Origin of the sequence: Allobosea sp. CS1GBMeth4, assembly GCF_900185715.1 — a bacterium.
In the GTDB taxonomy this organism is placed as follows: Bacteria; Pseudomonadota; Alphaproteobacteria; order Rhizobiales; family Beijerinckiaceae; genus Allobosea.
On sequence record NZ_FYAS01000024.1, the window covers coordinates 1 to 13,827 of the forward strand.

A 13,827-nucleotide genomic window follows, 5' to 3' on the forward strand; every position below is an offset into this window, starting at 1 on the left:
GTCGCCCGGCTGCTGGCGAGCCGCCGCTGAGGCGTGCGCGAATGCATGCCGGCGAAGGGACGGCATGCCTCTTGCGAATTGCCGCTCCGCCGCTTTCGATCTAAGGAGGTATCACACGCCTCCCTTTCGGTCGGCTCACGAGGATAACCGGCTCTACCGGCCCCTGTCCTGCGCCCGGAGAAGAATGATGACAACGACGACTGCCTCCACCGCCGGCATGCCGGACATGAAATTGTCCGTGCGTCAGGTCTTCGGCATCGAGTCCGACATGGAGGTGCCGGCCTATTCGCAGACCGAGGCGCATGTGCCCGATCTCGACCCGGATTACCGTTTCGACCGCGACACCACGATCGCGATCCTCGCCGGCTTCGCGCATAATCGCCGCGTCATGATCTCGGGCTATCACGGCACCGGCAAGTCGACCCATATCGAGCAGGTCGCGGCCCGGCTGAACTGGCCGTGCGTGCGCGTCAACCTCGACAGCCACGTCTCGCGTCTCGACCTCGTCGGCAAGGACGCGATCGTGCTGAAGGAAGGCAAGCAGATCACCGAGTTCCAGGACGGCATCCTGCCCTGGGCGCTGCAGAACAACATCGCGCTGGTCTTCGACGAATACGATGCCGGCCGCCCGGACGTGATGTTCGTGATCCAGCGCGTGCTCGAGCAGTCGGGCAAGCTGACGCTGCTCGACCAGAAGCGCGTCATCCGCCCGCATCCCGCCTTCCGGCTGTTCGCCACCGCCAACACCGTCGGCCTCGGCGACACCTCGGGCCTCTATCACGGCACCCAGCAGATCAACCAGGGCCAGATGGACCGCTGGTCGATCGTCACCACGCTGAACTACCTGCCGCACGACAACGAGGTCGCGATCGTGCTCGCCAAGTCGAAGCACTATCAGACCTCGGCGGAAGGCAAGGACATCGTCAACAAGATGGTCCGCGTCGCCGACCTGACCCGCAATGCCTTCATGAACGGCGATCTCTCGACCGTGATGAGCCCGCGCACGGTCATCACCTGGGCCGAGAACGCGGCGATCTTCGGCGATGTCGGCTTCGCCTTCCGCGTCACCTTCCTCAACAAATGCGACGAGATGGAGCGCGCGCTGGTGGCGGAGTTCTTCCAGCGCTCCTTCGGCAAGGAGCTGCCGGAGAGCGCGGTCAATGTCGTGCTGAGCTGAAGCGGGTTCCGCGAGAGCGGGAGCGCTCTCGCGATCGGACCCTGCTCAACGAACGGGAGGCCGGCATGGCCCGGTACGAGGGAAGCTGTCATTGCGGCCGCGTCGCCTATGAGGTCGAGGCGGACCTGTCCAGGACGATCACCTGCAACTGCTCCTACTGCCAGCGCCGCGGCTCGGTGCTGGCCTTCACCCCGGCGCAGAACTTCACCCTGACCAGGGGCGAGGAGGCGCTGACCGAGTACCGCTTCAACACCCAGACGATCCAGCACCTGTTCTGCGCGACCTGCGGCATCGAATCCTTCGCGCGCGGCGCGATGCCGGACGGCACGCCGATGATCGCGATCAATGCCCGCTGCCTCGCCGGCGTCGAGCCGGCCGAACTCGCCCCGACGATGTTCGACGGGCGCTCGCGCTGAAGGAGCAGGCCGGTGAGCATCGCCGAGAGCAAGCGCCCGACGATCCAGCGCGAGACGGACTTCGCCGCGACGCGCGAGACCGTGCTGCGCGGGCTCGCCGCACATAACGAGGCCCGGGTCGGCCCGCGCAATGCCGAACCCCTGGCCCTCAGCCTGCGCGACGGGAGCGGCGCCGTGGTCGGCGGCCTGATCGGCGAGCTGAAATGGCAATGGCTCTATGTCGACCTGTTCTGGATCGACGAGGCCCATCGCGGCGCCGGCCATGGCGAGGCGCTGCTGGCCATGGCCGAGCAGGCGGCGCGCGATTATGGCGCCCGCGGGGTCTATCTCGGCACGATGAGCATCCAGGCGCCGGGCTTCTACCCGCGCATGGGCTATCGCGAATGCGGCCGCATGGAGGGCTATCCGGTGGCCGGGCAGACCTTCCACCACTTCATGAAGGCGCTATGAGCATCTCCAACCGCAAGCCCGGAACCCCGAAGGAAGCGCCGGCCGAGCCGCTGAAGCGGGCGGTCTCGGGCGCGATGAAGGCGATCGCGCGCAAGCCCGAAATGGAGATCGTCTTCGCCGCCGACAAGCCTTCGCTGGTCGGCGAGCGCGCCCGCCTGCCGGAGCCGCCGCGCAAGCTTACTGCCGGCGACGTCGCGATCCTGCGCGGACATGCCGATTCGATGGCGCTGCGCCTCGCCTGCCACGATGCCGCGGTGCATCGCCGGGCCGCGCCCGAGGGCGATGCGGCCCGCGCCGTCTTCGACGCGGTCGAGCAGGCCAGGGTCGAGAGCGTCGGCTCGCGCCGGATGAGCGGCGTTTCCGGCAACATCTCGGCGATGCTGGAGGATCGCTATCATCGCGGCGGCCGCTATGAGGAGATCACCGACCGGGCCGACGCGCCGCTCGAGGATGCGCTCGCCCTGATGGTGCGCGAGCGCCTGACGGGCCTGAAGCCGCCGAAGGCGGCGCAGAAGCTGGTCGATCTCTGGCGCGACCAGATCGAGGCCAAGGCCGGCGCCGATCTCGACCGGCTGGCGACGTCGATCGAGGATCAGCGCGCCTTCGCCCGGACCGTGCGCGACATGCTGGTCTCGCTCGACATGGCCGAGCAGTCGAGCCAGGGCGACGATGCGGAGGAGGACGAGGACGATCAGGACCAGTCCTCCGAGGACCAGCAGCAGGAGGAGGGCGAGGCCGAGCAGCAGAGCCAGGGCGAGCGCTCCGAGACCGAGGTCAGCGAGGACGCCGCCGAGGAGCTGCAGGAGGGGGCTTCCGAGGCCGCCGACGCGCCGGCGGGCGACTGGGACGAGGAGGACGAGAGCTCGGAGGCCGAGGAGGCCGGCGAGGCGCCGCGCCCCCGCGACAGCCGGGCGAACGACCGGCCGCAGACCGACTACAAGGCCTACACCACCAAGTTCGACGAGATCGTCACCGCCGAGGAGCTCTGCGACGCCGAGGAGCTGACGCGGCTGCGCGCCTATCTCGACAAGCAGCTGGCGCATCTTCAGGGCGTGGTCGCCCGGCTGGCGAACCGGCTGCAGCGGCGCCTGATGGCGCAGCAGAACCGCTCCTGGCAGTTCGACCTGGAGGAAGGCGCGCTCGACCCCTCGCGCCTGCCGCGCATCATCATCGACCCGTTCCAGCCGCTCTCCTTCCGGCAGGAATCGGACACGAATTTCCGCGACACGGTGGTGACGCTGCTGATCGACAATTCCGGCTCGATGCGCGGCCGGCCGATCACGGTCGCTGCGACCTGCGCCGACATCCTGGCGCGCACGCTGGAGCGCTGCGGCGTCAAGGTCGAGCTGCTCGGCTTCACCACCCGCGCCTGGAAGGGCGGCCTGTCGCGCGAGGCCTGGCTGCAATCGGGCAAGCCGGCCAATCCCGGCCGGCTGAACGACCTCCGGCACATCATCTACAAGGCGGCCGACGCTCCCTGGCGGCGAGCCCGCAAGAATCTCGGGCTGATGATGCGCGAGGGCCTGCTCAAGGAGAACATCGACGGCGAGGCGCTCGACTGGGCGCATAAGCGCCTGCTCGGCCGCCCGGAGCAGCGCAAGATCCTGATGGTGATCTCGGACGGCGCGCCGGTCGACGATTCCACCCTCTCGGTCAATGCCGGCAGCTATCTCGAACGGCATCTGCGCCATGTCATCGCCGAGATCGAGACGCGCTCGCCGGTCGAGCTGATCGCGATCGGCATCGGCCACGACGTCACCCGCTATTACCGCCGCGCCGTCACCATCGTCGACGCCGAGGAGCTCGGCGGCGTGATGACCGAGAAGCTGGCTGAACTGTTCGAAGAGGATGCCGGCGGGGCATCTCCCCGGGTCTCGCGCCGCCTGCAATGAGCCCAAGCCGCCGCAGTGTCTTCGCCGGCCTCGGCGCGGTGGCGCTCGGCTTGCCCGCGCGGGCGCAGAGCCTCGAGCCGGCGCGCGTCCCGGTCAGCGTCTCGGCCCGCCCGATCGCGAGCTTCGAGCCCGGCAATCCGACGAAGAGCCGCTTCGGCCAGCTGGTCTTCCGCGGCGGGCTCCAGCTGTCAGGCAGTCACCCCCGCTTCGGCGGCTTCTCGGGATTGTGGCGCTCGCCGGACGGGTCGCGGCTCGTCGCCATCACCGATAACGGCTTCTGGCTGACGGCGAAGCTGGCGCGCAACGGCCAGGGCAAGCTCGCCGGGCTGGAGGAGGCCGAGCTCGCGCCGATCCTCGGCGCCTCGGGCAGGCCGCTGCACCGCTCGCGCTATTACGATACCGAATCGCTGGCGATCCAGGGCGGTACAGCCTTCATCGGCGTCGAGCGCGCCCATGACATCCTGCGCTTCGACTTCGCCCGCCACGGCGTCGAGGCGCGGGCGCAGCTCGTGCCGACGCCGCCGGCGCTGAAGCGCCTGCCGGGCAATCGTGGCATCGAGGCGCTCGGCGTGCTGCCGGCCGGCCACCCGCTCGTCGGCGCGCTGATCGCGATCTCCGAGCGTTCCGGCCGCGAGGACGAGCCGACCGCCGGCTTCGTCATCGGCGGGCGCCAGCCGGGGCCGCTGCAGGTGATCCGCCATGACGGCTACGACATCACCGATCTCGCCTTCCTGCCAGGCGGCGACATGCTGCTGCTGGAGCGCTGGTACAGGCCGCTGCGCGGCGTCGGCATGCGCATCCGCCGCATCGCGGGCGGCTCGATCCGTCCCGGCGCACGGCTCGACGGGCCGCTCCTGGTCGAGGCCGATCTCGGCCAGGAGATCGATAATATGGAGGGAATGGCGGTCCACCTGGATGGAGGGCGGACGGTCGTCACCCTGATCTCGGACGACAATTTCTCGACCTTCCTGCAGCGAACGGTGCTGCTGGAGTTCGAGCTGGCGCAGTAGGGGCGTGCGTCATGCCCGGGCTCGATCCCTTCTCCCCTTGCGGGAGAAGGAGGCCCGAAGGGCCGGATGAGGGGTCGCTCAGGTCTGGAAACTTCGAGGACTGTCGCGCCGAGCCAGCGCTCGTCGTCGTGCGACCCCTCATCCCAGCCCTCTCCCGCAGGGGGAGAGGGGGCAGGTCGCCAAAGAAAAAAGCGGCCTCGCGGCCGCTTCGTTCAGTCCGGAGGGAAGCCCGCGCTCAGTTGGCGGCGAGCTTCTTCTCGATGTCGCGCTTCAGCGCCAGCGCGCCGGTCGAGAGATCGCCGGCCGGGGCCTTGATCAGGAAGGCGTCGAGGCCGCCGCGATGGTCGACCGAACGCAGCGCATTGGCCGAGACGCGCAGGCGGACCGAGCGGCCGAGCGCGTCCGACTGCAGGGTGACGTTGACCAGGTTCGGCCGGAAGACCGTCTTGGTCTTGCGGTTCGAGTGGCTGACGAGGTGGCCGGTCTGGGTGGCTTTCCCGGTCAGTTCGCAACGGCGGGCCATGATCGTGTTCCCAAAATCTCCGAATACTCAACGCAAAGAGCCGACACGCGACGTGCCGGCAGGCGAGCACCGGAAGTCAAATTGAAGTGGCGGGTCTATAACGGCCCGGCGACGGCCCGTCAAGGCAGCCGGCGCGATGATGCCTGCGGAAACATCCCGGTAACCATTATCCCGCCAAGCTGGCGCCAGCCAGTCACGATTCGGACCGAATCTCAGTGCATGCGACGTTTCGAGGTCGCGCCCGGAGCCTTCCGCAATGAAGCTCGTCTTGTCGTACGCCAGCAGCGCCGCCGTCGCGGCCCTGATGCTCGCCCTGCCGGCACCGGCCGCGCAGGCCGCCTCGCTGGACGCCACCTATGACGTCATGCTGCTGGGACTCTCGCTGGGCAAGGCCAATCTGTCCGGCGGGATCGACGGCAACAGCTACAAGCTCGACGTCAACGCCAAGCTGACAGGCCTCGTCGGCAGCTTCACCGGCGGGCGCGGCTCGGGCGCCGCGACCGGCAATCTCAACGGGAGCAGGCTCTCCCCGGCGACCTTCGCCGTCTCCTCGGCCAATTCCAGCGAGAGCCGCACGGTGCGCATGGCGCTCGACCGCAACGCCGTGCAGGCGCTGGCGATCGAGCCGCCGATCGACGCCAAGCCCGATCGCGTGCCGCTGAAGGACGAGCACCAGCGCAACATCATGGATCCGCTCAGCGCCTTCCTGATGCCGGTGGAGGCCCCCGGTCGCAATGGTGGCGCCGCGGCCTGCAACCGCACGCTGCCGATCTTCGACGGCGCGGCGCGCTACGACATCAAGCTGAGCTATTCCGGCACGCGCGAGGTCAAGATCGACGGCTATAGCGGCCCGGTCTCGGTCTGCCAGGCGCGCTATGTCCCGATCGCCGGCCACCGGTCCTTGCGGCCCTCGACCAAGTTCATGGCCGAGAACAAGGAGATCTCGACCTGGCTCGCGCCCGTCGCGGGGACGAGCGTGATGCTGCCGGTGCGCATCTCGGTGAAGACGATGATCGGCACCGCGGTGATCGAGGCGTCGAGCTTCAAGGTCGATCCGGGCGTGACGGCGACGGCGAGCCGGAACTGAGCTCACAGGCGCGTTCGAGATTGCGTTGCACAACGCACCAGCAGCCGACTGATCTGCTTCGTTGTCGTCATCTGTAAGGCCTGACCTCGATCACGATGACACGACGGACGTCTCTCATTCCGAGATAGGCCGCGGTCGCGAGGATATCGGAACGACGAACCGAAAGCCCTCGCCGGCCGGCCTTGAGATCGTAGACGCAGAGCGTTCCGTCCTGCGGCCTATATTCATAGCCATCGACACGTACGGAGCGCGGATATCCTGCGGCGAGTTCGTCCTCGCTGGTCGGATCGGCCGCTTCCTTGAGGAAAGAGCGCTCGGCGCGGAAATTCAGGTTATGCAGATCCTCGACGAAATTCTTGAAGCGGACATGCACGTTGGTGCCATAAGTCGCCATGGATGAAAACTGCCGCGGGTCCCCCGCTGCGTCGGCTGCCCGATCCGTCAATTCCTGGACCTTGCCGAGCAAGTGGCAGGCATTCCTCGTCTCTTCCTGCGACAGCCTTCCGACGAAGGGGAGCTCCAACTGCCCGGGCCTGCTCGGCTGGTAGTCGCGCGGCACGAAGCCCATGACGGTTCGCTGGCCGTCGACCTGGTCGCGGCTCGCCAACCAGCCGAACAGGATGGTGGCGGCGCTGGTCGGATCCCCCCTCAGTCGGGGTGACCGGGCCTGCTGCACCGTCGCTTCCGGCTCCGGCCCGCGCTCGGTCCAGGTCGAGCGCGAGACGACTTCGCCATCGGGGCCGCCGTCGCGGATCGTCTGGGTGCGGCCGGAGGTCTCGAAGGTGGTCTTGCCGCCGTCGGGCAGGGTGACGGTGTGGCGCTCGTCCCAGTCGCCGGCGCGGCCGGGCTCGGCGAATTCCGACTGGATGGTCGAGCCGTCGCGGTTGACGATGGCGCGCTCGGCGAGGGAGCCGTCGGGGCGGGTCGCCTCCTGATAGAAGGCCCAGCTCTCCTCGCCGCTGGAATCGGCGACGACGTCGCCGAAGCTCAGGGCGGCCGAGAAGGCGCTGCCGAGATCGGCCAGGACATCGGTTCCGGTCGGTGTCGGACCGCCGCCGCCCCCGCCGCTGGTCCATTGCCCGCCATCGGCATTGCCGGCCGGCACGCGCGGCTGATCGGGATTGTATTTGCGGCCGAGTTGATGGCGCAGGAGCCGCATCTGCGCCTTCAGCGAGACGAGCCTGCGGCGCAGAAGGACGATCTCGCGCCAGCGCGCGCTGTCGCTGGCTGAACGATGCAGCAGATCCGGCATGACGTGCTCCCTGATGTGGAGCGCGCCATTCTGGGGGCGCCGGATCGAGCGGGGATGAGATCGCCATCCATCCCCGCCAGGCGTCAGCCTCCGCTTCCCGGCGCATGCGGGCCCAGCCGTCCGGCGGATTGCCGCATGCGCGTGCGAAGCGCTAGCTTCATCGGCGATTCGCCTCCGGAGCCGCCATGTCCAGCGATTTCGCTTTGCCGCCCGGCCTCAGGCATCGCCAGGTCATCGTGCGCGACACCGTGCTGCACGTCGCCGAGGTCGGCGACGGGCCGGCGGTGCTGCTGCTGCATGGCTGGCCGGAATTCTGGATGAGCTGGTTGCCGCTGATGAACCGGCTGCATGGCGAGCTGCGGCTGATCGCGCCCGATCTGCGCGGCTTCGGCGACAGCGGAAAGTCGGCCGCGCCACGCAGCGACGTCGGCGCCAACAGCCATGCCGACGACATGGCGGCCCTGCTGGAGGCGCTCGGTCTCGGCCCGGTCGGCGTCGTCGGGCACGATGTCGGCGCCTATGTCGCGCAGGGGCTGGCGCGGCGCCATCCGCAGCGGGTCGAGAAGCTGCTGTTCTTCAATTGCCCGACGCCGAGCATCGGCTCGGCCTGGGTCCGCGACGGCCATGTCAACGAGATCTGGTATCAGTCCTTCCAGCAATTGCCGCTGGCCGAGCAACTGGTCGGCTCCAGCCGCGAAGCCTGCGCCCTCTATCTCGGGCATTTCCTGACGCATTGGTGCCATCGCAAGGACGCCTTCGCGCCGGTCTTCGACTCCTACGTCGAGAATTTCCTGAAGCCCGGCAATCTGCGCGGCGGCTTCGACTGGTATCGCAGCCAGAACGCCGCGCGGCTCGCCGCCATCGACGGCCACCCGCCGCCATCCGTGCCGATCCATCAGCCCACGCGGGTGCATTGGGGCCGGCACGATCCGATCCTGAAGGCGGAATGGGCCGCCTTCCTGTCGTACTATTTCGACGATGTGGAGGTCAGCTTCTGCGAGAGCGCCGGCCATTTCGTCCATGTCGAGGCGCCGGACGAGGCGGCGCAGGTTCTCGCCGAGGTCTTCGCAGACTGATCAGCAGGCAGCGGCCTGCCGGCCTGTGTCCGGCGGCTGCGCGACGCCGAGGTCGAGGAGCCAGTCACGGACCGCGTCGCCGATCGCGACAGGGTGGTCCTCCTGCAGGTAGTGGGCGCCCGCGCCGAGCTCGACGAGGCGGCAGTTCCGCAGGCCGGCGGCGAAATCCCGCGCCTGCTGCGGCGAGACCAGCGCGCCGGGGTCGCCGCAGAACAGCAGCTTCGGATAGGTCGAGGCGCGCAGCGCCGCGTGATCGTCCGTGCTGATCGCGCAGACGTCGGCGGGTTCGCCGGCGATCGGCAGGTCGCGCGGCAGGCTCAGGATCGGCCGACGCGAGGCCGGCGTCGGGAATGGCTCCCGATAGGCGTCCATCTCCTCGGGCGTCAGCTGGCGCAGCACCGAACCGGGCAATATGCGCTCGATGAAGACGTTGTCGTCGAGGATCAGCGCCTCGCCGCGTCCCGGCGTGCGGAAGGCCTTGAACAGCTCGCGCGCCTGCGGGCGCTGATGGAAGCAATCCCAGTCGGCAAAGGGCTGGATGAACTCCATGAAGGCGAGGCCGAGCATGCTCTGCGGCCGGCGCGCGGCATGGTGGAAGGCGAGCGCCGTACCCCAGTCCTGGGCGAGGATGACGAGGCGGTCGAGCCCGAGCGCCGCGATGAAGGCGTCGAGATAGCGGACCTGGTCGGCGAAGCGATAGGCGATCTCCGGCCTGCCGGAGCGGCCATAGCCGATCAGGTCGGGCGCGATGCAGCGCGCGACCGGCGCGATCCGCGGGATGATGTTGCGCCAGATGTAGGAGGAGGTGGGGTTGCCGTGCAGAAGCAGCACGGTCGGCCCCCGGGTGCCGGCCTCGACATAGGCCATGGTCGAGTCGAGGACGGGAATCTGGCGGCGGGTGGCGTCGATGGCCAGTCGGGATTCGTCGGTCATCACGGGGCCTTTCCGAACAGGAGCGGGACAATGATCGTCTTGAAGCGTTCGAGCGGGGCGGGGCTGCGCTCGACCTTCATGGCCAGCATCGCGCCCTGCCAGGAGGCGAGCAGGACATCGGCGAGGTCGTCGGCGCTGAAGGCGGTGGTGATCTCGCCGCGCGCCTGCCCTTCGGCGATGCAGGCGGCGAAGGGCTTGCGCCAGCGCGCGAAGATGTCGTCGAGCTTGCGGCGAAGCGGTTCGCTGGTCGGCGAGGTTTCGAGGCTGAAATTGCCGATCATGCAGCCGCGGGCCCAGTCGCCGGCTTCGAGCCTGGTGGTGATGATGTCGAGATAGCGCCGCAGCCGGGCGGCGGGAGGCAGGCCGTCATCGGCCAAGGCCGCCTCGACCAGCCCGCAGACATAGGCGAAGTAGCGCTCCAGGACCTCGCCGGCGAACTCTTCCTTCGAGGCGAAGTGGTTGGTGAAGGAGCCGGGGCTGGCGCCGGCGGCGGCGACGATGTCGCGCACGCCGGTGGCGGAGTAGCCATTCCGCCAGAACAGGTCGTGGCCGGCGGCGAGAAGATTCTGGCGAAGGGAGGGCCTGCTCATGGTAACAATAATACGTACGTACGTATTATTGTCAAGCGAAGCTGCGAGGCCTGGATAACGTCGATCGGACGGGACGGCCGATCTGCCTTTTTCGGGCCCGTGCTCTCGTCCCGCTGGCGGGACGACCTACATAGGCGAAAGCGGCCTCGCGAGGACGGTGCGGCAGAGGAGGGACAATGACCGCGATTCAAAATCGTCTGGTTTTCGAATCGCTTGCCGCGTTCTCCCGGGAGAACGAAACCCGATTCTGCCGGAGTCCGCGATTCGGCCCCGCTTCGTTCCGGACTCGTTCTGTTCACGGATCGGGTTGCCTGCGCGCCGCCGGACCCGCTACAGCTTGGTCCGCGGACGTGGAAACCAGATCTGCGACGAGACCATGCTCCAGCGTCTGACTCTGCGCGGATTTCGATCGTTCGGTTGAGTCCGGCCGGGCGGACTACGCGCAAGGGCGCGCCCGGCGTTTCGCCGCGCAGATTGCAGGAAAGCTCCAGCCTCTTGATCCAACCCCGCTCCCTTCCGCCTTCGCTCCGCGCCCGCGGCGTCACGGCGGTGCTCGGACCGACCAATACCGGCAAGACCCATCTCGCCATCGAGCGGATGATCGCGCATCCGACCGGCATGATCGGCCTGCCGCTGCGCCTGCTCGCCCGCGAGGTCTACCAGCGCGTGGTCGAGCGCGTCGGGCCGCAGGCGGTCGCGCTCGTCACGGGCGAGGAGAAGATCAAGCCGGAGCGGCCGCGCTTCTGGGTCTGCACGGTCGAGGCGATGCCGCGCGACCTCGCGGTCGACTTCGTCGCCATCGACGAGATCCAGCTCGCCGCCGATCTCGACCGCGGCCATGTCTTCGCCGACCGGCTGCTCAATCATCGCGGCCGCGAGGAGACGATGCTGATCGGCGCCGGCACGATGAAACCGCTGGTCGAGCAGCTCGTCCCCGGCGTCAACGTCGTCTCGCGTCCCCGCCTGTCGCAGCTCTCCTTCGCCGGCGACCGCAAGATCACGCGGCTGCCGCGGCGCTCGGCGATCGTCGCCTTCTCGGCCGAGGAGGTCTATGCCATCGCCGAGCTGATCCGCCGGCAGAAGGGCGGGGCGGCGGTGGTGCTGGGGGCGCTCAGCCCGCGCACGCGCAACGCCCAGGTCGAGATCTACCAGGCGGGCGATGTCGACTATCTCGTCGCCACCGACGCGATCGGCATGGGGCTCAATCTCGACGTCGACCACATCGCCTTCGCCGGCGACAGCAAGTTCGACGGCCACCATTACCGCAGGCTGAACCCGGCCGAATTCGGCCAGATCGCCGGCCGGGCCGGCCGGCATCTGCGTGACGGCACCTTCGGCACCACCGGCCGCGCCCCGCCTTTCGAGCAGGAACTCGTCGAGGCGATCGAGGACCATCGCTTCGACTCGATGCGGCAGGTGCAATGGCGCAATTCCGACCTCGACCTGCGCTCGATCGCCGGGCTGATCGACAGCCTCAACCTGCAGCCGCAGGAGCAGGGGCTGACGCGGGCGCTGATCGCCGAGGACATGACGACGCTCGAGATCCTGGCGCGCGACCGGGATATCTCCCGCCTCGCCGAGGGCAAGGCGGCCGTGTCGCGGCTCTGGGAGGTCTGCGGCCTGCCCGATTACCGCAAGATCGCGCCGATGCAGCATGCCGAGCTGGCCTCGACGCTCTATCTCCGGCTCATGCGCCACGGCCGGCTCGATCCGGACTGGTATGCCGGCCAGCTCGCCGCCCTCGACCGGGTCGATGGCGAGATCGACACCCTCTCGGCGCGGATCGCCCAGGTGCGGACCTGGACCTATGTCGCCAACCGGCCGGACTGGCTGCCCGATCCTGAGCATTGGCAGGGGGTGGCGCGTCTTGTAGAGGACAGGCTGTCGGACGCTTTGCACGAACGGCTCGCCAGCCGATTCGTCGATCGGCGCACGAGCGTATTGATGCGTCGCCTGCGGGAGAATGCGATGTTGGAGGCCGAAGTCACCGCGACCGGCGATGTCCTGGTCGAGGGTCAGCATGTCGGATTGCTGCAAGGCTTCCGTTTCACGGCCGATCCCAAGGCGGGCGGGCCGGAAGCGAAGGCGCTGAACGCGGCGGCGCTGAAGGCGCTGGCCGGCGAGCTGGAGGCGCGCGCCTCGCGCGTCGTCCTGGCGGGCGACGAGGCCTTCGTGCTCTCGCATGACGGGCTGATCCGCTGGGTCGGCGAGCCGGTCGCGCGTCTCGTCGCCGGCGAGAAGGTGCTGGAGCCGCGCCTGCGCCTGATGGTCGACGATCACCTGCCGGCCCCGGCCCGCGAGCAGATCGAAGCCCGGCTGAGCGCCTGGCTGAAGCATCACGTCACCAAGCTGCTCGGCCCGCTCCAGATCCTGGAGAATGCCGAGAGCGTCGCCGGCATCGCCCGCGGCATCGCCTATCAGGCGGCCGAGGCGCTCGGCGTGCTCGAGCGCAGCAAGGTCGCCGAGGAGATGAAGACCCTGGATCAGGAGGGCCGCGCCGGCCTGCGCCAGCTCGGCATCCGCTTCGGCGCCTTCCACCTCTATGTTCCCGCGCTGCTGAAGCCGGCCCCGCGGGCGCTCGCCGCCCAGCTCTGGGCGCTGAAGCACGGCAATCCGGAAGCCGCCGGGCTCGACGACATCTCCCATCTCGCCTCCTCCGGCCGGACGTCGTTCCCGGCCAACAAGGAGGTCCCGAAAGGGCTCTACCGCGCCGCTGGCTATCGCGTCTGCGGCGAGCGGGCCGTGCGCGTCGACATTCTGGAGCGCCTCGCCGACCTGATCCGTCCCGCGATCGCCTATCGCCCGGGCGTCACGCTCGGCCAGCCGCCGGCGGGCGCCGCCGACCAGGACGGCTTCGTCGCGACCGGAGCGATGACCTCGCTCGTCGGCTGTGCCGGCGAGGATTTCGCCTCGATCCTGCGCTCGCTCGGCTATGTCTCGCAGAAGCGGCCGGGCCCGGCGATCACCGTGCCGCTCGCCGCGGCGCCAGAGCCCGCCGCGACCGTGCCGGCCGCTCCGGCGCAGCCCGCTGCCGAGGCCGCCGAGGCCCTGAACGAGACACCTTCCGAGGAGCAGCGGGCGGCGGCCGAAAGCGCGCAGGAGGCAGCGCCGGCCGGGGAAACGCCGGATGTTCCGATCCTGACCGATGCCGAGGTCGCAGCCGTCGTCCCTGCCGAGGAGGAGGCGGTCTCCGCGGCCGAGCCGGTTCCGGCCGACGCCATGTCGACGCTGACCCTGGCGAGCGACGAGCCCGCGGCCGACGCCGCGCCTCGGGCCGCGGACGAGATGGCGACGGCGGCGCCTGCGGCCGCCGGGGCGGCGGTGCCTGCGGAGCCCGAGCTGATCGAGGTCTGGCGGCCGCATCGCCACCAGGGCGGCCGGCGCCCCGAGCAGGGGCAACGGGGCCGCCGGCCGGAGCGGC

General features: G+C 69.1%; 12 protein-coding genes. 8 read left to right on the plus strand and 4 right to left on the minus strand.

Translation table 11 applies throughout. The features are described 5' to 3' along the window. The first annotated feature begins 187 nt into the window (after window positions 1-187). From cobS to CS1GBM4_RS13670, 5 genes are all read left to right on the plus strand, one after another. Window positions 188-1,177: a cobaltochelatase subunit CobS gene (gene cobS / locus CS1GBM4_RS13650; protein ID WP_186419280.1), complete on the plus strand. Its 990-nt coding sequence runs from the start codon at window positions 188-190 to the stop codon at window positions 1,175-1,177. Between the two features lie 65 nt (window positions 1,178-1,242). Beyond that, window positions 1,243-1,593, plus strand: coding sequence for a GFA family protein (locus CS1GBM4_RS13655; RefSeq protein ID WP_186419281.1), 351 nt, complete (start codon window positions 1,243-1,245; stop codon window positions 1,591-1,593). A gap of 12 nt (window positions 1,594-1,605) precedes the next feature. Then, complete coding sequence (locus tag CS1GBM4_RS13660) at window positions 1,606-2,043, plus strand: GNAT family N-acetyltransferase (RefSeq protein ID WP_186419282.1); 438 nt, start codon at window positions 1,606-1,608, stop codon at window positions 2,041-2,043. Continuing rightward, window positions 2,040-3,935 carry a cobaltochelatase subunit CobT gene (gene cobT, locus CS1GBM4_RS13665; protein WP_186419283.1) on the plus strand — a complete coding sequence of 632 codons (1,896 nt, stop codon included), beginning with the start codon at window positions 2,040-2,042 and terminating at the stop codon, window positions 3,933-3,935. Before CS1GBM4_RS13660 ends, cobT begins: the two co-directional genes overlap by 4 nt. Further along, entirely contained in the window at window positions 3,932-4,945 is a 1,014-nt protein-coding gene (locus CS1GBM4_RS13670) for an esterase-like activity of phytase family protein (protein WP_186419284.1), read from the plus strand. Before cobT ends, CS1GBM4_RS13670 begins: the two co-directional genes overlap by 4 nt. A 235-nt stretch (window positions 4,946-5,180) precedes the next feature. Here the strand turns inward: CS1GBM4_RS13670 and rpmB are convergent, their stop codons facing one another. After that, a complete protein-coding gene (gene rpmB, locus CS1GBM4_RS13675; protein ID WP_186419285.1) occupies window positions 5,181-5,468 on the minus strand; it encodes a 50S ribosomal protein L28 in 288 nt (95 codons plus the stop codon). A 256-nt stretch (window positions 5,469-5,724) separates the two neighbouring features. Between rpmB and CS1GBM4_RS13680 the strand changes: the two genes are divergently transcribed. Next, window positions 5,725-6,555 (plus strand): DUF3108 domain-containing protein, encoded by an 831-nt coding sequence (locus CS1GBM4_RS13680; protein WP_186419286.1) that lies wholly within the window; start codon window positions 5,725-5,727, stop codon window positions 6,553-6,555. Window positions 6,556-6,622: 67 nt separating this feature from the next. Here CS1GBM4_RS13680 and CS1GBM4_RS13685 read toward each other — a convergent pair whose 3' ends face one another. Beyond that, window positions 6,623-7,807 carry a hypothetical protein gene (locus CS1GBM4_RS13685; RefSeq protein ID WP_186419287.1) on the minus strand — a complete coding sequence of 395 codons (1,185 nt, stop codon included), beginning with the start codon at window positions 7,805-7,807 and terminating at the stop codon, window positions 6,623-6,625. Window positions 7,808-7,992: 185 nt separating this feature from the next. On the opposite strand from CS1GBM4_RS13685, the gene CS1GBM4_RS13690 reads away from it, so the two are divergent. Next, window positions 7,993-8,883, plus strand: coding sequence for an alpha/beta hydrolase (locus CS1GBM4_RS13690; RefSeq protein ID WP_186419288.1), 891 nt, complete (start codon window positions 7,993-7,995; stop codon window positions 8,881-8,883). Here CS1GBM4_RS13690 and CS1GBM4_RS13695 read toward each other — a convergent pair whose 3' ends face one another. Further along, the gene (locus CS1GBM4_RS13695; protein ID WP_186419289.1) at window positions 8,884-9,816 is read right to left on the minus strand and encodes a haloalkane dehalogenase; all 933 of its coding nucleotides are present in this window, start codon (window positions 9,814-9,816) and stop codon (window positions 8,884-8,886) included. After that, window positions 9,816-10,406, minus strand: coding sequence for a TetR/AcrR family transcriptional regulator (locus CS1GBM4_RS13700; RefSeq protein ID WP_186419290.1), 591 nt, complete (start codon window positions 10,404-10,406; stop codon window positions 9,816-9,818). Before CS1GBM4_RS13700 ends, CS1GBM4_RS13695 begins: the two co-directional genes overlap by 1 nt. A gap of 498 nt (window positions 10,407-10,904) precedes the next feature. On the opposite strand from CS1GBM4_RS13700, the gene CS1GBM4_RS13705 reads away from it, so the two are divergent. Beyond that, window positions 10,905-13,827: helicase-related protein (locus tag CS1GBM4_RS13705; protein WP_244607225.1), on the plus strand; the 2,923-nt coding region annotated here is incomplete at its 3' end.

Bases quoted from the DNA above. Each gene is read 5' to 3' on its own strand.
- cobT (WP_186419283.1), top strand. From the start codon at position 2,040: ATGAGCATCTCCAACCGCAAGCCCGGAACCCCGAAGGAAGCGCCGGCC.
- CS1GBM4_RS13695 (WP_186419289.1), bottom strand. From the start codon at position 9,816: ATGACCGACGAATCCCGACTGGCCATCGACGCCACCCGCCGCCAGATT.
- CS1GBM4_RS13670 (WP_186419284.1), top strand. From the start codon at position 3,932: ATGAGCCCAAGCCGCCGCAGTGTCTTCGCCGGCCTCGGCGCGGTGGCG.
- CS1GBM4_RS13680 (WP_186419286.1), top strand. From the start codon at position 5,725: ATGAAGCTCGTCTTGTCGTACGCCAGCAGCGCCGCCGTCGCGGCCCTG.
- CS1GBM4_RS13690 (WP_186419288.1), top strand. From the start codon at position 7,993: ATGTCCAGCGATTTCGCTTTGCCGCCCGGCCTCAGGCATCGCCAGGTC.
- cobS (WP_186419280.1), top strand. From the start codon at position 188: ATGACAACGACGACTGCCTCCACCGCCGGCATGCCGGACATGAAATTG.
- CS1GBM4_RS13655 (WP_186419281.1), top strand. From the start codon at position 1,243: ATGGCCCGGTACGAGGGAAGCTGTCATTGCGGCCGCGTCGCCTATGAG.
- CS1GBM4_RS13700 (WP_186419290.1), bottom strand. From the start codon at position 10,406: ATGAGCAGGCCCTCCCTTCGCCAGAATCTTCTCGCCGCCGGCCACGAC.
- CS1GBM4_RS13685 (WP_186419287.1), bottom strand. From the start codon at position 7,807: ATGCCGGATCTGCTGCATCGTTCAGCCAGCGACAGCGCGCGCTGGCGC.
- rpmB (WP_186419285.1), bottom strand. From the start codon at position 5,468: ATGGCCCGCCGTTGCGAACTGACCGGGAAAGCCACCCAGACCGGCCAC.